This window comes from Streptomyces sp. 4N509B (assembly GCF_052245655.1).
Classification (GTDB): domain Bacteria; phylum Actinomycetota; class Actinomycetes; order Streptomycetales; family Streptomycetaceae; genus Streptomyces.
This window is the reverse complement of the sequence record NZ_JBQQBZ010000002.1, coordinates 401580-422192: the sequence shown is the minus strand read 5'-3', so window position 1 is coordinate 422192 and position 20613 is coordinate 401580. Positions and strand designations below refer to the sequence as shown.

At 72.8% G+C, this 20613-nt stretch carries 18 protein-coding genes; 10 read left to right on the top strand and 8 right to left on the bottom strand.

Going from position 1 to position 20613, the window contains the following annotated elements; all coding sequences use genetic code 11:
• The first annotated feature begins 564 nt into the window (after positions 1 to 564).
• The 3 genes from ACTWP5_RS04065 to ACTWP5_RS04055 all read left to right on the top strand — a co-directional run bounded on the left by ACTWP5_RS04065 (position 565) and on the right by ACTWP5_RS04055 (position 4171).
• A complete protein-coding gene (locus tag ACTWP5_RS04065; protein WP_443219286.1) occupies positions 565 to 1338 on the top strand; it encodes a DUF4360 domain-containing protein in 774 nt (257 codons plus the stop codon).
• A gap of 637 nt (positions 1339 to 1975) precedes the next feature.
• On the top strand, positions 1976 to 3457 hold the full coding sequence (locus ACTWP5_RS04060) for a collagen-binding domain-containing protein (RefSeq protein ID WP_443219285.1): 1482 nt from the start codon (positions 1976 to 1978) through the stop codon (positions 3455 to 3457).
• A 138-nt stretch (positions 3458 to 3595) separates the two neighbouring features.
• Positions 3596 to 4171 (top strand): TerD family protein, encoded by a 576-nt coding sequence (locus ACTWP5_RS04055; RefSeq protein ID WP_443219284.1) that lies wholly within the window; start codon positions 3596 to 3598, stop codon positions 4169 to 4171.
• Between the two features lie 34 nt (positions 4172 to 4205).
• Here the strand turns inward: ACTWP5_RS04055 and ACTWP5_RS04050 are convergent, their stop codons facing one another.
• The 4 genes from ACTWP5_RS04050 to ACTWP5_RS04035 all read right to left on the bottom strand — a co-directional run bounded on the left by ACTWP5_RS04050 (position 4206) and on the right by ACTWP5_RS04035 (position 6910).
• The gene (locus tag ACTWP5_RS04050) at positions 4206 to 5384 is read right to left on the bottom strand and encodes a PQQ-dependent sugar dehydrogenase (RefSeq protein WP_443219346.1); all 1179 of its coding nucleotides are present in this window, start codon (positions 5382 to 5384) and stop codon (positions 4206 to 4208) included.
• 69 nt (positions 5385 to 5453) lie between these two features.
• Positions 5454 to 5768: a hypothetical protein gene (locus ACTWP5_RS04045; RefSeq protein WP_443219283.1), complete on the bottom strand. Its 315-nt coding sequence runs from the start codon at positions 5766 to 5768 to the stop codon at positions 5454 to 5456.
• An 83-nt stretch (positions 5769 to 5851) separates the two neighbouring features.
• A complete protein-coding gene (locus tag ACTWP5_RS04040; RefSeq protein ID WP_443219282.1) occupies positions 5852 to 6049 on the bottom strand; it encodes a DUF397 domain-containing protein in 198 nt (65 codons plus the stop codon).
• Positions 6050 to 6058: 9 nt separating this feature from the next.
• Positions 6059 to 6910 carry a helix-turn-helix domain-containing protein gene (locus tag ACTWP5_RS04035; protein WP_443219281.1) on the bottom strand — a complete coding sequence of 284 codons (852 nt, stop codon included), beginning with the start codon at positions 6908 to 6910 and terminating at the stop codon, positions 6059 to 6061.
• Positions 6911 to 7066: 156 nt separating this feature from the next.
• On the opposite strand from ACTWP5_RS04035, the gene ACTWP5_RS04030 reads away from it, so the two are divergent.
• Positions 7067 to 7549 (top strand): ATP-binding protein, encoded by a 483-nt coding sequence (locus ACTWP5_RS04030; protein WP_443219280.1) that lies wholly within the window; start codon positions 7067 to 7069, stop codon positions 7547 to 7549.
• Complete coding sequence (locus tag ACTWP5_RS04025) at positions 7534 to 8667, top strand: PQQ-dependent sugar dehydrogenase (RefSeq protein ID WP_443219279.1); 1134 nt, start codon at positions 7534 to 7536, stop codon at positions 8665 to 8667. Before ACTWP5_RS04030 ends, ACTWP5_RS04025 begins: the two co-directional genes overlap by 16 nt.
• A 71-nt stretch (positions 8668 to 8738) precedes the next feature.
• Here the strand turns inward: ACTWP5_RS04025 and ACTWP5_RS04020 are convergent, their stop codons facing one another.
• Positions 8739 to 9176 carry a MerR family transcriptional regulator gene (locus ACTWP5_RS04020; protein WP_443219278.1) on the bottom strand — a complete coding sequence of 146 codons (438 nt, stop codon included), beginning with the start codon at positions 9174 to 9176 and terminating at the stop codon, positions 8739 to 8741.
• Between the two features lie 64 nt (positions 9177 to 9240).
• Between ACTWP5_RS04020 and ACTWP5_RS04015 the strand changes: the two genes are divergently transcribed.
• Positions 9241 to 9558, top strand: coding sequence for a putative quinol monooxygenase (locus ACTWP5_RS04015; protein WP_443219277.1), 318 nt, complete (start codon positions 9241 to 9243; stop codon positions 9556 to 9558).
• Between the two features lie 56 nt (positions 9559 to 9614).
• On the opposite strand, the gene ACTWP5_RS04010 is transcribed toward ACTWP5_RS04015, so the two are convergent.
• Together ACTWP5_RS04010 and ACTWP5_RS04005 are read right to left on the bottom strand one after the other, a co-directional pair.
• Complete coding sequence (locus tag ACTWP5_RS04010) at positions 9615 to 9830, bottom strand: hypothetical protein (RefSeq protein ID WP_443219276.1); 216 nt, start codon at positions 9828 to 9830, stop codon at positions 9615 to 9617.
• A gap of 15 nt (positions 9831 to 9845) precedes the next feature.
• Positions 9846 to 10277: a winged helix-turn-helix transcriptional regulator gene (locus ACTWP5_RS04005; RefSeq protein WP_443219275.1), complete on the bottom strand. Its 432-nt coding sequence runs from the start codon at positions 10275 to 10277 to the stop codon at positions 9846 to 9848.
• Positions 10278 to 10456: 179 nt separating this feature from the next.
• Between ACTWP5_RS04005 and ACTWP5_RS04000 the strand changes: the two genes are divergently transcribed.
• Entirely contained in the window at positions 10457 to 11098 is a 642-nt protein-coding gene (locus ACTWP5_RS04000) for an NAD(P)-dependent oxidoreductase (protein ID WP_443219274.1), read from the top strand.
• Between the two features lie 89 nt (positions 11099 to 11187).
• On the opposite strand, the gene ACTWP5_RS03995 is transcribed toward ACTWP5_RS04000, so the two are convergent.
• Entirely contained in the window at positions 11188 to 12888 is a 1701-nt protein-coding gene (locus ACTWP5_RS03995; RefSeq protein WP_443219273.1) for a flavin monoamine oxidase family protein, read from the bottom strand.
• A gap of 332 nt (positions 12889 to 13220) precedes the next feature.
• On the opposite strand from ACTWP5_RS03995, the gene ACTWP5_RS03990 reads away from it, so the two are divergent.
• The 3 genes from ACTWP5_RS03990 (at position 13221) to ACTWP5_RS03980 (ending at position 20609) form a co-directional block, all read left to right on the top strand.
• Positions 13221 to 17132, top strand: a complete 3912-nt coding sequence (locus ACTWP5_RS03990; RefSeq protein WP_443219272.1) for a CHAT domain-containing protein — start codon at positions 13221 to 13223, stop codon at positions 17130 to 17132.
• 309 nt (positions 17133 to 17441) lie between these two features.
• Positions 17442 to 19505: a M48 family metalloprotease gene (locus ACTWP5_RS03985; protein WP_443219271.1), complete on the top strand. Its 2064-nt coding sequence runs from the start codon at positions 17442 to 17444 to the stop codon at positions 19503 to 19505.
• 102 nt (positions 19506 to 19607) lie between these two features.
• Positions 19608 to 20609 (top strand): C40 family peptidase, encoded by a 1002-nt coding sequence (locus ACTWP5_RS03980; RefSeq protein ID WP_443219270.1) that lies wholly within the window; start codon positions 19608 to 19610, stop codon positions 20607 to 20609.
• Positions 20610 to 20613: the final 4 nt, after the last annotated feature.

Here is a 20613-nt window from a genome sequence, read left to right as displayed (position 1 = left end):
GGAGGCCCGCTGCCCGTGGCCGTCCTCATCGCCCGTCACCTCCACGGGGTCGAACGCATGGATGCATACGTTTGAGTGATCGCCCTACTACGGTGCGCTCATGCCGGCCCGCTGGGGAATCGCCCGAACGAGTGACGCGCCGACACGGGACTGCCGTCCTCCGGCCCGTGCGCCACGAAGCTCCACCGCACGGACACGGAGGTGATGGCCGGGCGTCGCGGCCTTGCGGTGGGTAATCCCCTGATGGGGTGAAAAGGCATTCGACAAGGGTTTTTCACGGCTTGTCGAGACGTCGCGGCGCGGCGGGAACGGGGCGCGCCGGCCGGCGCCGGGGGCGGGTGGCCGGGGCGGAACGGTGGGGGCGGTGGCGGACGGGGGCGGGTGGCCGGGGCGGAACGGTGGGGGCGGTGGCGGACGGGGGCGGGCTCGCGTCGAGGGCCGCCGGCGCCGGCCGTTGTCCGGGATTTCGGCTGTCCGTTTTCCGGCTGTGGTCCCGTATCTCCCGGACGTCCGCGGACCGATGACGAGCGACAAACGGCCGCCCGGATTCACTCACTTCTTCAAATGCGCACACTCGTATGGAATCGGCGAGACGAGTGTGGCTCAACCTCTTCCGCACGGGCGCATACATCTCTAAGGTGGGAGCGCTCCCACCGTCTCCATGGGACGCACCCCCCCATTGTTGATTGGAGAACAGACATGGCTCGCATTCTGGCTGCCGCAGGTGCCGCGGCCGCGTTATTCGGCGCGCTGCTCGTCCCCCATGTCGCCTCAGCGGACACCGCCCCTGCCGAGAGTGCCCCCGGAGCCACCGTCTCGCTGGACAGCGTGAACGGCTCCGGTTGCCCGGCCGGCTCGGCGCGGGTCGCCGCGACTCCCGACGGCAGGTCGATCAACGTGCTCTACAGCGAGTACCTCGTGTGGGCCGGCCAGGGCTCCGATGTCACCGAGCAGCGTAAGAACTGCTTCCTGAGCATCGACGTGGACGTCCCCGACGGCTACACCTACGCGATCACGGGCCTGCAGTACCAGGGCTTCGCCGAGTTGGCGCAGGGCGCGACCGGGCTCCAGCAGGCGCAGTACTACTTCCAGGGCCAGTCCCGGACCACGACCGTCACGCACGACTTCAGCGGTCCGTACGACGGCTCGCTGGACCGCCGCGACTCCATCCCCCAGGGTGACCAGATCTGGGCCCCCTGCGGCGGTGACGTCAACCTCAACGTCAACACGGAGCTGCGTGTCAACCCCGGCTCGTCCACCGGCGAGCCCAGCGTCATGGCGATGCACTCGACCCAGGTGCCGGGCACCACGCTGAGCATGTCGGTGAAGCCCTGCTGAGGTCTCCACGAGGCGCTTAGCGAGTCATCCGACGAATTGCCACCGAAACCCCGTTGAAAAGCGGAGTCATTCCGCTCGGTTCGGGGATTCGGGGACCGAAGAACGGCCGTCGCGCACACCGCGGAGTGCGCGACGGCCGCTTTTCCGTTCCTGGATCATGTCTGACCCGCGGATTCCCTGGAGATCATCGGGGCTGGCATATGTCGACGGAGTGTGTCGGGCGACCGGTTGGTGGCGGTGTGTCCGTGCGGGGTGGCGGCGACGAGGGCTACGCGGGCGTGGCGGGCCTCGTGCGTTGAGGTCGAAAGGTCGCCTGATCGGGTGGTTTGGCGGCCGAGCACGGGGAGAGGGCGCGATCCATCCGATATGTCAGTAGTCGTATGCGGTGGTCGCATCGCGTCGCTCCGGGCCTTCCGTCCGGGCTCTCCGCCACTGCGCCGAATCCGCCACCCCCGCCGCCGCCCCCGGAACCCCACACCCCGGGGAGGTGGCCGGGGTGGCCGGGGTTGCCGGTGTGGCCGCGTCGGCGCAAGCCGGGATCGCCGTCCGGGTGCTCGCGGCGCCCCGCGCGGCGTGCCTCCGACGGAGTCCACGCGGCGTCCATAGCGTCCCCCATATGACACATACGCATCAATGCGTGGATTCTCCCCAAGAACCCACGCGACTCAGAAGGCGCACCGTTGTCCTCGCCGCCAGCGCCGTGGCCGCCGCGGGCGCGCTGGCCGCCGGCGTCCTGGCCGCCGCCCCCAGCGGCGTGGCGGCCGTGCCCCTGCAGGTCACCACGATCGGCAACCCGGTCGAGGGCAGCAACGGCTTCGGCGTGGTCACCGAGGAGGACGCGACCCTCGGCAGCACCGAGTCCGAGGGCCCGGTCGCGATCGGCGGCGACCTGACCTTCGGCGAGGGATACAACGTCGCCCTGATCACCCCCGGCACGTTCGTCGCGCCCGGCGACACCGAGCCGACCGCCCTGCTCGTCGGCGGCGCCGTCGACTGGGCCGGCAGCAGCCCGACCGGCGTTCTCCGGGTCCTCCAGGACGGCTACGTCAAGATCGGGGACCCGGCCGGCAGCGACGCGCTCAACACCGACAGCAACGGCGCGAGCGTCAACACCCGCGAGGTCCCCGAGGGCGAACCCTACGAATCGGTGCCCCGTATCGAGGAGACCACGCGGCAGCCGGTCGAGTCGGTCTTCCAGTCCGGCCTGATGGACTTCGAGGCACTGTTCGAGACCTACCGCGAGCGCTCCGACATGATGGCGGAGTGCGAGGAGAACGTCGTCCTCCTCGACGCCGAGGGCGACCCGCTGCCGGACCAGGACAACATCCCACCCGGCTCCAACGTCTTCGTCGAGCTCACCCCGGGCGAGACGAACGTGCTGCGCCTGACCGGGGAGCAGCTCAACAACATCGCCATCATGACGTTCGTCAACCAGCCGAGCGAGGACACCCCGCTGCTGATCGACGTCGACACCACGGGCACCGACGGCGTCTTCGAGTGGACGACGCCCAACATGGCCGGCGCGAGCGGGAACCAGGCCCCGTACATCCTGTGGAACTTCGCCGACGCGACGGACATCACCATCACCGAGGAAAGCCCCACCCTCGAAGGGACGATCTTTGCCCCCCGCGCGCTGCTGACCGACCTGTCCGCCTCCAACATCGAGGGCGACATCATCGTCAACTCCCTCGTCGCCGGCCCGCTGGCGACGGACACCACCCCGGCCGTGAACGCGGGCGAGATCCACTACTTCCCGTTCGACGCCGAGCTCGCGTGCGAGACGGACGACGGGCCGACACCGACGCCGACCACGTCGGAGCCCACGCCCACGGACGGTCCGACGCCCACGGACGGTCCGACGCCTACGGACGGTCCGACGCCTACGGACGGTCCGACACCGACGCCCACCCCGACACCCACGGACTGTCCGTGTCCCCCGGACCACGACAAGGGCCACTGCGGGGATCACCGCGGAGACCACTGCGGGGGCCACTGCGAGGACCACTGCGAGGACCACTGCCACGACGACTGTGACGACCACGACCACGGCGGTGACGGGAACGTCGTCAACGGCGACGGCAACGTCGGAGGTGACAACTTCTCGATGAACCTCGACTGACCGGCTCACGTGGAGCTCCCACCGAGAGGCGTGGTGGCGGCGTCCCTCCGCTCGGTCGTGACGGCCAGACCGGACGCCCCCACCACGCTCCACCGCGTTCGCCCAGCTGACTCCCCCTCAGGCAGCCGGCGTGACACCATGAGAACCACACGTGGTGCCGCCCAGGGAGGGGAAACGACGGTGAGCGTTCCCAGCAAGGGAATCGAGAAGGTCGAGGTCGGACTCAGGTGGGACGCCAGTCCCATGGGGCATGCCCCGGTCGATCTGGACATCATCGCCGGGACGTTCCGCGCCGACGACCCGCAGGGCGCGCCGGCCTACCTGGTGCACCACGACAGCCGTTCCCCGGACGGCACCATCACCCTCACCCGCGAGAGCGGGACGGGCCAGGGCTTCGGCTACGACGAGGTCATGGTGCTGGAACTCGGCCGCCTGGCCCCCGAGTACGGCCGCGTCGTCGTCGGCGTGGCCATCCAGCAGCGCAGCGGGCCGACGGCCTTCGGCGACGTGCGCGGCGCCGAGTACCGGGTGGCCGAGGGGTACACCGAGCTGCTGAAGGGCGACTTCGCCGCCGTCGCGACGTGCACGGCCGCGACGGTCGGCGAGTTCGTGCGGGACGGGCTGGGACTGTGGCAGTTCCGGCCCGGAATGCGTGGATTCGAGGACACGGGCCCGACGGCGTTCGCCGCGCTCTTCGGCCGCGACCCGCTCTGACCCCGGCAGTTCCCGTCGGCCGGGGCCGGGCCCGTCAGGTGACGGTGAGTTCGAGGATCTGACCGCTCGTCTGGTCGAGCACGTAGAGGCTCCCGTCGCCCCGGCCAGGAACGACGTCCTGCCCGACCCCGAGCCCGTCGGCGGTGAGCAACGCGGGCCCGCCCTCGCCCCCGACGACGCCGCCCTCCCCGTCGAGCGGCACACGCCAGACGCCCTCGTCCGTGCCCGAGGTCATCCAGAGCGAACGGGAGCCGTCGTCATAGGCGAGCCCGGTGGGCTGAGGGGCGTCGGGGTCGTCCGGCGACCAGCTGAGGACCGGCTCCTCGACGGTGTAGTCCCCACCGGGGGCGATCCGGTTGACCTCGGCTGGCGCCGTGCCAGTCCCGTCACCTGAGTCCGCGACCCAGAGCCGTTCGAGGGAATCCCACGTCAAGCCTTCGACATCAGTGAAGCCAGAGGCGTACACGTAGGAGTTCGGGTCAAGGTTGCCCGAGGGGATGGCGCCGTCTGGCTCCAGTCGCAGGATCTTCCCGGCGAGCGAGGCCGGGTCTTGAGCGAGGCCGGGCTGGCCTGTGTCTCCCGTCCCAACGTAAAGGTTTCCGTCCGGGCCGAACGCCAGTGCTCCGCCATTGTGAGCGTTCGCTCGCGGAATGTCGCGTATCAGGACGTTTCCAGAAGCGATCAGCTGCTGCCCCTCAGGGGCCCCCGCGTCGTATGAGTAGCTGGCGACCCAGCTGTTGGGAACGTTTGCGAGGTAGACGTAGACATCCAGGTCATCCATCGTTGCGTTCGGATGCACCGCCATGCCCAGGATGCCGAGGCCGTCTCCGGCGAGAGATGAGTCCTGCACCGCACCAGCACTCGTGACAACGCCCGCTGGGCTGACGAGATCGATGGCCCAACTGTTTGTGTGGGCGACCAGGAAACTGCCGTCAGGCAGTGCGACAGTGCAACAGACGTCGCTCAGACTGCTGGTCCCTTCGATCAGGCTGTCCCCGACCGATGCGCTCCCTTCTTCATCCGCAGGATCAGGGAGGGGCACAGCAGGGGAGGAGGGGGCTCCTGTGGGTTCGGCTGGGGGTTCTGTGCCCTCGTGGCCGGGAGTTTCTGTAGGAGCGGGTCCCCCTAGCGATGGAGGCGTGTCAGCCACGCGGTTGGAGGCAGGGCCGACTGAACAGCCCAGGACGACTGCTGAGGTGAGCGCGGCCAACATCACATCCCGTGACAGGCGCTGCCAGCGGCTGGCTCCCCACATGGGTCGGTGGCTCTCCTCGCCCGTCCGCTAGATGGCCATGCCGTAGATGATCGTGAACAGCGTGCCGAGCGAGCCGATGATGAAGACGCCAGTCAGGCCGGCGACGATGAGCCCTTTGCCCTGCTCCGCACTGAACGAGTCCCGGAGTGCGCTGGAGCCGATGCGCTGCTTGGCGGCGCCCCAAATGGCGATCGCCATGCAGATCAGGATGGCCAGGGCCATGATCACCTGCACCATGGTCCGGGCCTCGCGACCAAGGTCGGCGAACGGGCCCCAGTTGGGTGCGATTCCGCCGATGATGTTGTTGATGTCCGACTGTTCTTCTGATTGCGCCAGGAACATACTCACCACCTTGCTGGCTCTCTTGCGCTCCCCACGGATTGTGCCACGGCCGGGTGACAGAGCGGCGTCGGTGCCGCACCGAATCAGGACAGGCGAGGGCCGCTTCGGGCGAGAGTGAGTAGCGCCGCGAGGCGAGAGGGGCTGGTGGTGAGGATGGTGCCTGGTTCGTCGGACTCGCGGAAGAGGAACGTGCTCTCCGACACAGTGGCCAGTTCGAGGCAGTTGTTGCCCGCGCTGCTGAACGAGGACTTGTGCCAGCGTGGCTTGTCGAGGGCGTGCACGACAGCTCCCTAGAGAGTCTTGATGATCTGGTGGACGAACTCCCGTGAATCGGCGGGACTGAGGGCGAGTCCGTTGAAACGGTCCATGGATGTCCGATAGTTGACAAGCTCGGCTTCTGCGTCGAGCAGTTCGCATCCATGTTCTGTATCAAGCTGCACTGTGTCCAGCTGTGGTACGGGACCCTCCGCGTAGAGCACGGTCTGACCCGACCCTGGGAAGTCTCCGGCTGCGAAGGGGACGACGCGAACGGTGATGTGGTCGTGCTCGCTCATCTCGTTGATGTGGGTGAGCTGCGCGCGTGTCACTTTCGCCCCGCCGAACCTCATGCGGAGTGCCGCCTCGTGGATGACCGCCTGATACGGGGTGGGATGAGGGCCGAGGAAGATCTGCTGCCGCTTGATCCGAAGCGAGGTGCGGTACTCCAGCAGCGGAGCAGGGAGCTTCGGGACGTGTTGCCGGAAGATGCAGCGGGCGTAGTCGATGGTCTGGAGAAGTCCCGGAAGGTGCGAGACCTGTGTCGTGCGGATCGCGGTTGCGTGGTGCTCCAACTCGGCCAGGTCGAGCATGTCCGCTGGCAGTACGTCGCGGTACTCGTCCCACCACCTGCGTTGGCGGCCCACTGTCATCGCCGCGAGGGCGTCGATCAGGGCCTCGTCCGAGCAGCCGTAGTGGAGCGCGAAAGTGCGTACGCGCTCCCCACTCACCCCATAGCGCCCTCCTTCGATCGCGCTCAGCCGGGATTGCGTGACGCCCAGTTGGGTGGCCGCGACCACGCTCGTCAATCCTGCCCGTTCGCGCAGTTTCCGCAGTTCAGCGCCGAGTCGTCGTTGACGTGCGGTCGGGGCGCTCCTTGGCGGCATGGGTGTTCCCCCTCTTTGGTGTGTCAGTTGTCGGAGCCAGTATCACTCTTGCTTTGTAGCAAATAGTCCCCGATCTGCTCTACCTTGTGTGGCCAGTCAACCACTCGCCGTGGCACGCGCATTGGCGCCTGTCGCCGTGTGAACGGAGGCACCCACATGCCCCTGACCCCCACCTCCCCCACGTCCCCCGCGCCGCCCGCCGTGGGTGCGTGCCCTGCGCGTGACTGGTCGGTCAACGTCCACCTGCCCGCCGATCTCCACGCGCCTCGCCTGTGCCGGGCGTCCGTCGTCAACGCGGTCCGCGAGTACGGCCTGGCGCGCGAGTTGGCCGCCGATGGTGGGCTGGTCGCGTCGGAGTTGATGACCAACGCCGTCCAGCACGGGTGTGCGCCCGTCTCGTTCCGCGTGGCCTGGTACGGCGGTCTCGCTCGCCTGCGCGTCACGGTGTGGGACGCCGGGGCGGCGCGCGTGCCGGTTCGGCCCGTCGTGGCCTCGCCCGACGGCGAGCACGGGCGCGGCCTGCTGATCATCGCGAGGATCGCGGCCGACTGGGGGCAGTACGGGATGCCCGACGGCGGCAAGGCCGTGTGGGCCGAGCTCGTGCCGGGCGGGGAGTCGGGGCCGTGCGGCGCGCGGTGAGGGGCGCGGCGGTGGCGGCGGCGGCCGTCGTGGCGTTCGTTGCCGTGGCGGGCGGCGGGTGCACGGTCGGCCCCGCCGCGCACCGTGTCGAGGGCGAGGCGGATCCCGCACGCCCCGGTCCTGTCCCCGCGCCCGCCCCCACCCCCGCACCGACGCCGACCAGGAGCGTGCCGGCGGCGCACGGCTCCGCCGACGTCACCGTGGCCGTCGACCTCTCCCACGTCCTTAGCGACGCCTGTTGCCTCGCCGAGCTCCCGGGCGGTGACCTGTTGGTCGGGACCCGCGACGCGGGCCGGGTCCACCGCCTCGACCCGTACCACCCGCACACCCTCACCGAGGTCGGCGTCGTGTGGGAAGTGGCGCTCGACCCGGCCAACGTCCTGCTCGCCCTCGCCGTCGATCCCGACCAGCCCGGCAGGATCTACGCGGCCTACGCGCAGGCGTCGTCGATCACCGTGGCAAGCCACGCCTACAACCCGTCGGCGCCCCCCGGGCAGCAGCTCGGCGTGTATCCGAACGCCTTCCTGCGCGACGTTCCCGTGGACCCGGACCCGGACCCGGACCCGGGCGCGGAGGCCCTCGCGGTCCTCGCCTTCGGGCCGGACGGGTGCCTGTACGTGGCGACGGGCGACGCCGGGCGGCCGGCGCTCGCCTGGGACCGGGAGTCGACGGCCGGGAAGATCCTCCGCCTGACGCCGTTCGGCGACGTCCCGGCGGACGCTCCTCTCCCGGGCTCGCCCGTCCACGCCCTCGGGTTGCGCCAGCCGACGGGCCTGGCATGGGACGACGCCGGACGGCTGTGGGTCGCGGACTCAGGTGGCGTCGGGGCCGTGGTGGTGCCGGGGCAGGCGCCGGTACCGGTCTGGGGGCCGGGTGGGGGCGGTGACCAGGGCGCGGGGCTCGTCCACGCGGCCGGCTGCCTGTGGTTACCGGGGGGCGAGGCGGCCGGCGGGCTGTGGCGTGTGCCCCTCGGCGCGGGGCCGGCGCTCGCGTCGGCGCCGGAACTCGTGCCGGTACCCGTGGACCTCCCCGACTCCGCTCCCGAGGTGTTCGCGTCCGTCAACAGCCTGTGGACAGTGACGGCGGCCGGCCAACTGTCGCGGCTGGCGCTGCGCTGACCCCCGTTGATCGCCGGAGCCTCGGAACGCCGGATCCCCGCCTCAGCCGGCGGTCGGGTCCGCGCCCGAGGCTACGACCGAGCCGGCGCGCGGTCCCGTGCTGGGAGGGGGGCGCCGCCGTGGGCGTCGGGCTCGCGGGCGCCGGGTGAGCCGGTGGCTCCGGGCGAGCGGGTGGACGCCTCGAAGATCTCACCCAGGGTCGTCCGTGCCCTGGTGAGGTCGGCGATGCGGGAGTCGAGCTCGGCCATCTGGTCCCTCAGGTGGTCGAACACGCAGGGCTGAAGCTCCGTGCTGTCGCCGACGAAGCAGGGCATCAGCTCGCGGATGACCCTCGTGGGGAGCCCGGCGGCGAGCAGGGTGCGGATGCGCGCCACGGTGGCGCGGGCCTCGGGGTCGTAGTGACGGTGGCCGCCCTCGCTGCGATGGGAGGTGAGCAGGCCCTGGTCCTCGTAGTACCGGAGGAGACGCACGGGCACGTTCGTCGTGCGCGACAGCTCGCCGATCCTCATGTGACCCACCCCACAGTGCGACGACTTGAATCTCACATCGGTGTCACATCCTAACGTTCATGGCATGACAACCACATCCCGAACGCAAACGCCCGTGTCCCTCTACGGCTTCGTCACTCCCAGGCCCGGACGTGCCGACGCGCTGCGGCGGGTGCTCAGCGACCTCGTCGAGCCCTCCCGCAGCCACGCCGGCAACCTCCAGTACCACCTCCACGAGCAGGACGACGGCCGTTTCTTCCTCTACGAGGTCTGGGCGTCCCAGGAGGATCTCGACCGACACCACGCGACGGCGCTGGTGCAGGAGTTCGTCGCACAGGTGCCGGAGCTCGTCGAGGGCGCGATCGACGCGCACACGGGCCGCATGCTCAGCCAACATCCCTGACCCGTCCCTGCGCGGCGGAGGTTCGCCGCACCGCCGGGACCCGGTGGAGTGCCGCCTCAGCCGCAGGTCGCGTCCGTGCCCGAGCCGTGCTTGTGGAGCGCGGCACTCGCACGGAAACGGAGGCGGTCACAGCGCTCCCTCACCTCCCGTGACGCGTCCTCGGGACAGCAGCAGTGGCGTGCCAGCCAGCGCAGATCCTCGGAGTCGAGCCAGAGCGCGACACGGCCCTGGGCGGCTTCCGCCTGCGGGTTCGTTGGAACGACCTCGGCCATGCGCCCGAGCCCGTGTCAGGCTCGCGCCGGTCGCTGGGCCGGTGGGGCGGCCGTGGTGAGGGCGCCGCCGTCGGCGTACGACTCGCGGGCGTCGAGGAGTTCGTCCCAGTGCTCCGCCACCCAGGCGCACGCGACCGCGATCGGCTGGAGCATGCTGCGCCCCAACGGCGTCAGCTCGTACTCGACGTGCGGCGTGGTACCGGCGTGGACCGTGCGGCTGACCAGCCCGTCCCGTTCGAGGGAACGCAGCGAGTGGGTGAGCACCTTGGGGGTCACGCGGCGCAGCGGCACGCGCAACTCGGAGAAGCGGCGCGGCCCGTGCTCCAGGCAGCGGAGGACGAGGGCCGCCCACTTGTCGCCGAAGCGGAACGGGTTGAGCGAGGACGGGCAGAGCTCGTCGAACATGTCGGCCGGTAGGGGCTCCCTGGCGCTCTCCCTGAGGCTCATGGCCTCACCCTAGCCGCCCTCACCGGTATCCCGACGGTAACCGGGGCCCTCGGTAGCGTCCGAACGAAAGCCGAACAGAGGCCGAACAGAGGCCGAGCAAAGGCCGTGCAGGTAGCTGATCGGCAGCCGGGACGAGGCCGGGCGCATGGGCTCCGGCCCTGGTGAGAGGTGGTTTCCCCATGAACATCGTGGTCTTCGGCGCGGGCGGTCGGGCCGGGCGGCGGGCCGTCGCCGAGGCGCGGCGACGCGGCCACCACGTCACCGCCGTGGTGCGCGACCCGGCGCGCCACGGCGAGCTGGCGGGGGCGCGGATCGTGGCGGGCGACGTGACGGACGCGGCGAGCGTCGAACGGGCCGCCGCCGGACAGGACGCCGCCATCAGCGCCGCCGCCGACCTCGCCGTGCCCGCCCACGACTTCTTCACCACGTCGGCCCGCGCCCTCCTCGCCGGCCTGGCGGCGGCGGAGGTGCGGCGCCTGGTGGTGGTGGGGATCGCGTCGATCATGCCCGGCGCCTCGGGCGTCGCCCTGATGGACGAGCCCGACTTCCCCGACGCCTGGCGTCGCTTCTCCCTCGGCCACGCGGCCGGGCTCGACGTGCTGCGGGAGAGCGAGCTGGACTGGGCGTACGTGGCGCCGGCCGGCGACTTCGACCACGCGGCGGGGGAGGACCGGGCGGGCGCGCCCGGCGGGGCGTACCGGATCGCCGAACACGCCGACCCCGCCGACCGGATGACCTACGCGGACCTGGCGGTCGCGTTGGTCGACGAGGTCGAGGCGCCCCGCCACCACCGCGCCGCCGTCTGCGTGCGGCGGGCGTGAGGGACGGAGCGCCGGCTCCCAGCCCGGGCCGGTCAGTCCGGCCCCGGAACGTCTGCCCGGCCCGGAACGTCTGCCCGGCCCGGAACCCGTCAGCCCAGGCCCTCCGTCAGCTCACGGGCGTCGGGGACCTCGCGGACCGGGGCGCGGGTGCGGGCGGCGGGGTCGGGGCCGGTGAGCCACTGGTGGGCCCACTCGGCCGACATCAGGGCGCCCTCCTGCCAGCCGGGCAGCACCGAGACCTGGTCGCCGATGACGAGGAAGTTGTCCTGGCCCTGGGGGTAGAGGAGGGTCTGGTACCAGCCCTTGTGCTGGGGGTCGTTCCGCTGCCACCACGCCCAGGCGCCCAGCTGGTACGGCACCTTGTCCCAGGTGATCGACATGCCCAGGTCGTTCGGGATGATGGCCTCGCTCGCGAACTCCTCGTGGATCCTGACGCCGGCCTCGCGCGCGACCACCAGCCGCTCCTCGTGCGGGAGGCCGCCGAGCCGGACCGCGTTGTCGTACTGGGCGTAGGCGCCCGTGAGCGTGCCCCTGTCCGTCGGGGAGAAGTAGTCGTTGGACGGGTACCAGATCTGGGTGGTCTCGCGGTTGTTGCGGCTGATGCCGCCGAAGATCTGGTGCCGCTCGGACTCCCAGAAGCGGCGGTTGGCCTGCCAGCCGACCTTGCAGGACGCCGCGAAGGGGACCTCGTTGACGGCGGTGGTGTACGCCGCGTCGAAGCCGGTCATCTCCACCTGGGCGCGCAGCACGCTCATCGGGATGTTGCTCAGGCAGTAGTCGAAGCGGCCGGAGGAGGGGGAGCCGTTCTCGTCGGTCCAGCCCACGACGACACCGTCGCCGTCCAGAGCGATGGCCGTGACCGGGGAGTGGAGCCGGAGGGTGCCGGCGGGGAGGGCGCCTGCCGCGTACCGCCAGATCTGGTCCATGCCGCCGACCGGCTGGAACGACGTGGTCTGCCACTTGTAGTCCGAGTCCTGGTAGAAGCCGTAGTCCCAGAACCTGGCCGCCAGCAGGTCGGCGAGGCGCAGCGGGTCCACGGGCTCCTCCAGCTGCTGCACCGTCAGGGGGTGCGCGAGCCCCGACCGGGTCGAGCCGTGGTAGCTGTGGTCGATGGGGTCGAGTTGGCCGAAGCTGGTGAGGAGGCGCAGGAACTGCTCGCGCTGCTCCGGGGTCAGGCCGTCCTCGGCCTGCGTGCCCTTGGCGACGGCGTCGGCCGCGAACTGCGCGACGTACCCGCGGGTGTCGTTGGCGATCCTGCGGTTGTGCCGGGGGGCGCCGCCCCAGACGTCGTCGGTCTGGAAGAGGTTCGCCGTGGAGGTGTGGACGTAGACCTCCAGCGGGACGCCGAGGCGCCGGCAGAGGCTGAGGACCCGGTAGTGGTGGTACGGGATGCGGCCGGCGCCGAGGTTGAGGTAGAGGCCCTCGTCGAAGCGGCAGGTCTGGGTGCGGACGCCGTCGTCCCAGACCTCGCTGATCTCGTCGCCCGGGCGTGCGGAGAGCGTCCGGCCGCCGACGCGGCCCTGGGCCTCCAGGATCGTGACGTCGAAGCCGGCGTCGAGGAGGCTCAGCGCGGCGCCGAGGCCGGCGGGGCCCGCGCCGAGGATCGCCACCGTGCCGCCCGCCTGGGTGGGCTGGCCGGACTGGGCGGGCCTGGTCTGGCGCCCGGTGACGGCCGAGGCCGGCGCGGCGCCGGTCATGACGTCCAGCAGCGTCGCGGTGCTCGCGGCGCTGGCCAGGCCGAGGAACCTGCGTCGCGACGGGGTGTTCGATGTCCTGTTCGGGGCGCCCATCAGGTAACTCCTTCGGGAGTCGCGGGAGTCGGGAACGGAGCTCGCGGAACGGGAGGGTCCGCAGGAACGTGCGTTCACCTCATAGCGCAAAGTAACGACGTGGGGACGGTGAGCGTGAGGGAGCGAACGGGGTCGCCCGAGGCGTGAGGCTCGTATGACCATCGGACGCGCGCCGTGCGAACGGGCGCGGGCGCCGGTGGCGGGAGGAACGACGGGAGGAATGGCGGGAGGTACGCGGAGGAACGACCCGAGGAATGGCGGGAGGTGCGTGGAGGAACTTCACGCGGTGTCGGAGCGTCATCTCTGTAGGGCGGGGAGTGAGGGGGTGACGCATGTCCGAGCCCACGGAGCACGGCGAGGGGGGCGTGGCGAGGGGCACCGCGCGGGAGACGCGGGACGCGCTGGTGGCGGCCCTCGTGGGGCGGGTGGAGACGGCGCTGAGCAGCGGAAACGCCGCGGGTCTGTTCAGCAGGGAGGCGGAGGCGGAGGCCGAGCGGCTGCTCGCCTGGCTGGCCACGCCCGACGGCCTGGGCCCCGAGGTGATGTACGCGGTCGGCGTCCTGCACTGGGCGCGGGTCGTCTTCGACGGCGAGGAGCACGATCCGGGGGACGCCGAGCGCGCGGGCACCCTGCTCGTTCCGCTGTACCTGTCGGCGCCCACGTCGCTGCCGGAGCCGCTGCGGGTGTGGTTCCGGGAGGTCGTGTTCACCGAGGAGGTGTGGGGGCCGGAGCCGGAGGGTGAGGAGCGGACGCGGGCCCTCGTCGAGGCGCAGGCCGACGTGGCGATGACGCTGCTGATGGACCGTTTCCTGCGGCTGGGCGACGTGGCCGCCGGCGATCTCGCCGTCGAGCTGCTGCGGGAGGCGGCGCGCGCCCTGCCCCGCGAGCGCCCCTCGCGGCCGGTGCTGCTGGCGTACCTGGGGCAGCTGCTGTTCGTACGCGACGAGCGGCGGGCCTCGGCGGGGGCGCCGCCGTCGCCCACGGCCCCGGCCCTGGGACGGCCGCCCGAGATGCCCCACCTGGCGGAGGCGACGGCGGCGTTACGCGAGGCGCACCGCGCCACCCCGCCCGACCACCCGAACCACCTCCACTGCACGTCCTGGCTGGCCGTGGCGCTGCGAGCGCGGGGCGTCCTCGGCGGCGGTGACGCCGCGACGCTGCGCGAGGCGGCCGAGCTGTTCTGCGAGGTCGCGGACGCCGTCGCCGAGGACCACGAGGAGCTGCCGGAGGTGCTGCACGGGCTCGGCATCACGCTGCTCGCCTGGCTGCCGTGCGCGGCGGCGGACGGCGGGCGCGCCGCGAGCCGGTTGGCGGCGAGGCGGCGGGCCGTCGTCGAGGTGGCGGTCGACGCGCTGCGGCGTTCCGTGGAGCTCACGGAGGACGGCGCGCCCGAGCTGGCGTTCCGAGCGGAGACGCTGACGGGCGCGCTGGTCACCCGCGAGCAGCTCGACCAGGGGCAGCAGTCCGGCGCGGAGCGTCCCGGCGACGGCCCGGACGACGACCTGATGGCGGTCGTCCGCAGGATGGCGGCGGCGGTGCCGGACGACCAGCCCTCGCTCCTGCTCGACGTGCTCGCGCAGCAGCTGGGCGAGCACGTGCGGCTCGGGGGCGGCGGCGCGGGGTTGGTCGAGTCGTACGTCGAGGAGCAGGCCCGTGGCCTCGCCGAGGTCCGGCAGTCGATGGAACGACTGCGGCGGCTGGCCGAGGAGCTTCCCCCGGACGCCCCGGGACGGGAGGCCGTCGAGGCCGCCGTCGACCCGTCGTTCCTGGAGCGCCTGGAGGAGGCCCAGGGCCTCGTACGCCGCGCGTATCTGGAGCGAGGCCGCGGCCCGTCGCCACCGGGCGCCGACGCCTCGCCGACAGAGGCCGAGCCCGGGCCGGAGCGGCCTCCGAGTCCCGGGGTGGCCGAGGCGGCCGGCGCGCTCAGTGCCCTGCTCGGCCCCGTGCTGGAGGACGCGGGGCTGGCCGAGGGCGGCCTGCTCCACACCCTCCTCCAGGGCGGCTCGATCGCCGAGTTGGCCGACCGCTGGTGGCAGGAGACGGAGCAGCGCTACGCCCACCTTCCGGAGCGCGAGCGCGCCCGCGCGTTGCTCAGGACGATGCTCGCCGAGCCGGAGCAGAGCGACGAACCCGGCAGCATGCCCAGCATCCTGCCCACCCCGGAGCCCGCGGGTGTCGCGATGGCCGAGGAGGTCATCGCCGTCGCCGAGCGGATGATGCGGGAGCTGCCGAGCGGTCACCGGGACCACGTCCTCCTGCGCTCCTCACGCACCCTGCTGCGGCTGTACGTTCAGGGCCCGTTGCCGTGGACGCCGCCGCGTGCCGGTTCGGCGGCGGGAGGGCCGGGGGAGCCGGTGGCGGAGCGGTACCGCGAGAGGATGGGTGAGCTGGTCGCGTTGATGAGCGACCTGCCCGCCGCGATGGCCGCCATGGGCATGTCGGCGGAGCTGGTGGGCCCGATGAACAGCCTCACCGCGTCGGTGGCCTCGCCCTTCGAGGCGATGGCCACCGCCGACGCCATGGTGCGGGAGCTGCGCGAGCGGCTGGCTGCGCTGCCCGCGCGGACGCCGGAGCACGCGCCCGAACGCGTCGAGGCGCTGCGTTCGCTGGCGTTCTGGCACTTCAACCGGGCGATGATGCTGGAGGATCCCGGGGACTACGGCGAGGGGGCCGCCGTCGCACGCCGTCTGGCCGCCGGTTCGTCGCTGACGGCGATCGACGTGATGGCCTGGGCGCAGGCGACGCTCAGCGTGCTCCAGAGCGGACGCCTCGACGCCCGGCGGGACGCCGAGGAGCTGCCCACCCACAGCGTCGCCCGACAGGCCGCCGCGATGGCGGCCGACGCGGTGGCGGTCAACGACGCGCCCGGCGCCCTGGAGACCCTGGAGGACGGCCGGTCCTTCATGCTCTCGCGGGCCATGAGCGCCCGCCGCGAGCTGGACGCGCTGCGCCGTGCCGACCCAGCGCTGGCCGCCCGCTTCGAGGACGTCAGGGACCGGCTGACCGCGCTGCACCGCCGCTGGGTGCCGGACGTCGGGATGGTCGCGGAGCAGCGGGCGCTGGCCGAGGAGTGGGCGGCGCTCAGCGCGGACCTCGACGGCCTGGGCGGCTTCGACCGCAGGCGCTTCATGCTGCCCAGGCGGCTGGGCTGGCGCGACCTGCTGCCGGCGGCGGCCGAGGGCCCCGTCGTCATGGTCAACGTCACCCCCACCCGCTGCCACGCGCTGCTGGTGCGCGAGGACGGGGTGAGGAACGTGCCGCTGCCCGAGCTGCGCGCCGCGGACGTCCTGGCACGGGCGGCGGCGTTCCACGAGGCGATCGCGGCCCTGACCGGTGGCGGGGGCCGGGGCCGGGTCGAGGCGGCAGCGGCGGCGGAGGTGGTCACCGAGACCCTCGGCTGGCTGTGGGACGTGGTGGCGAAGCCGGTGCTCGACGCCCTGGGCTTCACCGACACGCCGTCAGCCGGCGAGGCGGCGTGGCCGCGCGTGTGGTGGTCCCCCGGCGGGCCGCTGGCCTCGCTCCCGCTCCACGCCGCCGGCCACCACGAGGTGCCGGGCGAGGCGGTCCTCGACCGCGTGGTCTCCTCGTACACGCCGACGTTGCGGGCGTTGCTGTTCAGCCGTTCCCACGACCCGGAGCGCGCCGCCTCCTCCCGCACGGCGCTGGTCACGGCCCTGCCCGAGACGCCGGGCCACGCCCCGCTGCCGCACACGGTCGCCGAGGCGGAGGGACTGTCGGGGCGGCTGCCCGGCGCCGTGGCGCTGACGGGGCCGCGGGCCACGCGCGCGGCGGTCCTGGAGGCGCTGAACGGCGCGTCCGTCGCGCACTTCGCCTGCCACGCGGCGAGTGATCCCGCCAGCCCCGAGAAGAGCCGGCTGCTGCTGCACGACGGGCCGCTCGGGCTGGTGGACGTCGGCCAGCTGCGGCTGGGGCGCGCCGAGTTGGCGTATCTGTCGGCGTGCGGCACGGCCCGTGGCAGCACGCGGCTGGCGGACGAGGCGATCCACGTCGCCTCGGCCTTCCAGCTCGCGGGATACGGGCAGGTCGTGGCCACGCTCTGGGAGATAGGCGACGCCTTCGCCGCCTCGGTGGGGTCCGACTTCTACGGGCGGCTCGGCGCGGCGCTCGCCGCTCCCGGCCGGCTGCCGGCGGCGCACGCCCTCCACGCCGTGATCCGCGAGGTCCGCGCCGGCCTGCCGCACCTGCCGTGGACGTGGTCCTCCCTGGTGCACGCCGGCGCGTGAGCGGCGGCCGGCGCGGCGGGCGGGCGGGGGAGGCTCGCGAGGCTCGCCATGAGGGGAGGGAGGCACGACGCGCGAGACCGGGCGGGAACGAGGGGGGACGTCACCGGCGGGACGGCCGGACGAGGGGAGCGAGAGGTGGGAGGGGACGTGGAGGGGACGGAGGCCGGGGTGGAGACAGAGGCTGGGACGGAGACGGAGACGGAAGCGGAGGCGGGGACGGGAGGAGAGGCGGGACGGGACGCGCGTGTGTCGACGGCCGGGCCCCGGGACGCCGCGCGTGCAGCGAGGAGGTGGGGCTGGGGAGTGGTCGTGAGCCTGCGGGCCGTGCTGGCCGTGGGCCTGCTCGTCGGCTTCTACCTGCTGGCCTGGACCCTGGCCCTGGTCTACGTCACGCTGTCGGCCCTCGTCCTGTGGGCGACGTTCGCCCAGGACACGCAGCTGAGCACACCGCAGCCGCTGTTCCTCGTCGTCGCCGGCGCCCTGCCGGTCCAGGCGATGCTCAGGGCCGCGCACGGCGTCGGCACGGCGTCCTCCCGGCCCTGGCCCGGCTCCGTGCCGGTGGACCGCGAGGCGGCCCCCGCGCTGTGGCGGACGGTCACGGAGCTGGCGGAGCGCGTCGGGGCGCCCGCACCGACGGAGATCCGGCTGACGATGGAGGCCAACGCGGCCGTCACCGAGGACGTCGGCGGCGTCGGCCGGATGTGGCGGGTGCGCGAGCGGCGCCTCTACCTCGGGGTGCCGCTGCTGGCGGGGCTGAAGGCCGACGAGATGCGCGCCGTGCTCTGTCACGAGCTGGGCCACTACGCGCGGGGCCACCTGTGGTTCGCCGCCACGGTGTACCGCGGCTCCGAGGCGCTGCGCGCCTCGCGCGACGCGGTCCGCGTCACGACGTGGCGCGCCCCGTTCACCGACATGTTCTCCGGCTTCCAGCGCCTGGTGCTCGCCCTCTACGGCGCCGTGTACGACCGGCTGTCGTTGGCCGTGAGGCACCGTCAGGAGCTGGAGGCCGACGCCGCGGCGGCACGGGTCGTGGGGGCGGAGGCGACGGCGGACGCGATCGCGTCGATGCACGCGCTGGCGCGGGCCTGGGAGGACTTCCGCCTCCGCTTCCTCGACCCGATGGCCGAGGCGGGCCGCATCCCGGACGACCCGCTGCGCGTCGTCGAGGAGATGCTCGCCGACCCCGGGTACGCCCGGATGACGACGGCGTGGCGGCGCGAGCTGCCCGACCCGCCCAGGCCCTTCCTCGACGCGCATCCGAGCCCGCACCGACGGGTGGAGCTGCTGGTCAGGAAGCGGAGGGCCGGGAGAGGAGCCAGGGAACGGTGGGCCGACGCACGTGACGAGCGGCCGGCGCGCGTCCTGCTCGTCGACACCGATCCCGTCACCGATCCCGTCACCGATCCCGTCACCGGCCCCGCTCCCGACGCCGACGGGGCCGACGGGGCCGACGGGGCCGACACGGCCGGGGTGCTGCCGGTGGGCGTCTGGCGGGAGCTGTGCCCGGGGACGCCTCGGCCCTGGCGGGAGTGGATCGACGAGGCGGCGGAGCTCCAGGCCGTGCGGCGGGCCCAGGCCGTGGCCACCGTCGCGGGCGACGTCGCGGACACGACCCTGCTGCCGGTGACGTTGGACACCGTGCTGGGCCTGCTCGCCGCGGGCCGCGGCCAGGACCTCTCGGACGCCCTGGGCCACGCCGGGTGGCGGGCTCCGACCCCCGACGAACAGCTCACCGACGCGCTGCGGCTGCTCGTCGCGCACGCGCTGGTCAGGGCCGGCCGCGCCCGCTGGGGCATGGCGTGGACCGAGCTCGGCGCGCTCTCCGACCTCGACGCGGACGCCGAGCGGGCCCTCGTGCTGGTGCGGGAGGCGGTGCGCGGGTCGCGTGCCATGGCGCGGCTGCGGTCCCAGCTCGCGGCGTGCGGGGTGGACACGGAGGCGGCCGTGGGCGACTGGGACGCGGCCTTCCGCGCCGGCACCGGGGACGGCGCCGACCCGGGCGACGCCTCGGGCGTCCCGCGGCGCACGTGGCGCGTCGCGGTGCCGGCGCGGCGGGTGGCCTGGGGCGCCGTCGCGGTGCTGTCGGCGCTGACGGTGGTGTGGCTGTGGGGGTACCTCGGGAGGGACGACACCCCGGGGTGGGATCCGCCCCAGGGCACGTTCACCGACATCGACCTGGACCCCAGCGGCGGCCTCCCCAGCTACTGGGAGACGTTCAACCCGTACCTCCCCTCCGGCTACCCCTACGTTCCCCCCGACCTCGACCTCCCGAGCCTCGGCGACTACTACACCCTCAGCCCGTCCGACCTCGCCTCCCTCCTGCCGGCCCCGTCGCTGTCGGCGGTGGAGCCCGTGCCGCTCCCGACGGACTGAGACCGGGGCCGGCGAACGCGCCGGCCGACGTGAGACGGCGCACACCTGAGAGGAGCTCAGAAGCCGCTGCGCCAGCCGCTGTCCACGCCGCATACTGGGGGGATGCGGCGGATCGCGACGGCGGTGGGGATCGGCTTCGGGCTGCTGATGGCGTTCGTGGCGCTGCTCGTGGTCGGCGTGTACAGCGCCGCCTCGGGGCTGCTCGGCGGACTGGGGGACAACGCGCGCCCCGGCGGGCAGTTGGCGCGGAACGCGGTGCCCGCGGAGTACGCGGGGCTGGTGCAGGAGTGGGGCAGCCTGTGCCCGACGCTCACGCCGGCCCGGCTCGCGGCCCAGCTCAACCAGGAGTCCGGCTTCAACCCCGACGCGCAGAGCCACGCCGAGGCGCAGGGCATCGCGCAGTTCATCCCCGGCACATGGGCCACGCACGGCTTCGACGCCAACGGCGACGGCGTCGCGAACGTCTGGGACCCGGCCGACGCCATCCCGTCCGCGGCCCGCTACGACTGCACCATCGCCGGCTACGTCGAGGACGTCCCGGGCGACCCGGTGGACAACATGCTGGCGGCGTACAACGCCGGCTCGTACGCCGTGATCCAGTACAGCGGGGTGCCGCCGTACGAGGAGACCCAGAACTACGTGCGCACCATCCGCGAGGCCGAGGCGTCGTTCGCCGCCCCGCCCCCGGCCGACGACCCCGCCCAGCAGCAGCTCTCCCCGTCCGAGGCGGCGGCCGGCGCGGTGAACTGGGCCCAGGAGCAGCTCGGCACCCCCTACCGCTGGGGCGGCGAGGGCGGCCCGGAGGACAACGGGCAGTTCGACTGCTCCGGACTCACGCTGAAGGCGTACGAGCACGTGGGCATCCAGCTGCCGCGCGTGGCCAACGACCAGTGGACCGCCGGGCCGCACCCGGACCGGGACGAACTGCTCCCCGGCGACCTCGTGTTCTTCGCCACCGACCTGACGGACTCCCGCTCCATCACCCACGTGGGGATCTACGTCGGCGGCGGCCACATGATCAACGCCCCGTACACGGGCGCCGTGGTCCGCTTCGACCCGATCGACTCCGCGGACTACTTCGGGGCGACCCGCCCGACGGCGTAGCCAC

Bases quoted from the DNA above. Each gene is read 5' to 3' on its own strand.
- ACTWP5_RS04035 (WP_443219281.1), bottom strand. From the start codon at position 6,910: ATGCCGCCAAGGAGCGCCCCGACCGCACGTCAACGACGACTCGGCGCT.
- ACTWP5_RS03990 (WP_443219272.1), top strand. From the start codon at position 13,221: ATGTCCGAGCCCACGGAGCACGGCGAGGGGGGCGTGGCGAGGGGCACC.
- ACTWP5_RS04045 (WP_443219283.1), bottom strand. From the start codon at position 5,768: ATGTTCCTGGCGCAATCAGAAGAACAGTCGGACATCAACAACATCATC.
- ACTWP5_RS04065 (WP_443219286.1), top strand. From the start codon at position 565: ATGCGCACACTCGTATGGAATCGGCGAGACGAGTGTGGCTCAACCTCT.
- ACTWP5_RS03980 (WP_443219270.1), top strand. From the start codon at position 19,608: ATGCGGCGGATCGCGACGGCGGTGGGGATCGGCTTCGGGCTGCTGATG.
- ACTWP5_RS04020 (WP_443219278.1), bottom strand. From the start codon at position 9,176: ATGAGGATCGGCGAGCTGTCGCGCACGACGAACGTGCCCGTGCGTCTC.
- ACTWP5_RS03995 (WP_443219273.1), bottom strand. From the start codon at position 12,888: ATGGGCGCCCCGAACAGGACATCGAACACCCCGTCGCGACGCAGGTTC.
- ACTWP5_RS04000 (WP_443219274.1), top strand. From the start codon at position 10,457: ATGAACATCGTGGTCTTCGGCGCGGGCGGTCGGGCCGGGCGGCGGGCC.
- ACTWP5_RS04010 (WP_443219276.1), bottom strand. From the start codon at position 9,830: ATGGCCGAGGTCGTTCCAACGAACCCGCAGGCGGAAGCCGCCCAGGGC.
- ACTWP5_RS04005 (WP_443219275.1), bottom strand. From the start codon at position 10,277: ATGAGCCTCAGGGAGAGCGCCAGGGAGCCCCTACCGGCCGACATGTTC.
- ACTWP5_RS04015 (WP_443219277.1), top strand. From the start codon at position 9,241: ATGACAACCACATCCCGAACGCAAACGCCCGTGTCCCTCTACGGCTTC.
- ACTWP5_RS04050 (WP_443219346.1), bottom strand. From the start codon at position 5,384: ATGTTGGCCGCGCTCACCTCAGCAGTCGTCCTGGGCTGTTCAGTCGGC.
- ACTWP5_RS04055 (WP_443219284.1), top strand. From the start codon at position 3,596: ATGAGAACCACACGTGGTGCCGCCCAGGGAGGGGAAACGACGGTGAGC.
- ACTWP5_RS04030 (WP_443219280.1), top strand. From the start codon at position 7,067: ATGCCCCTGACCCCCACCTCCCCCACGTCCCCCGCGCCGCCCGCCGTG.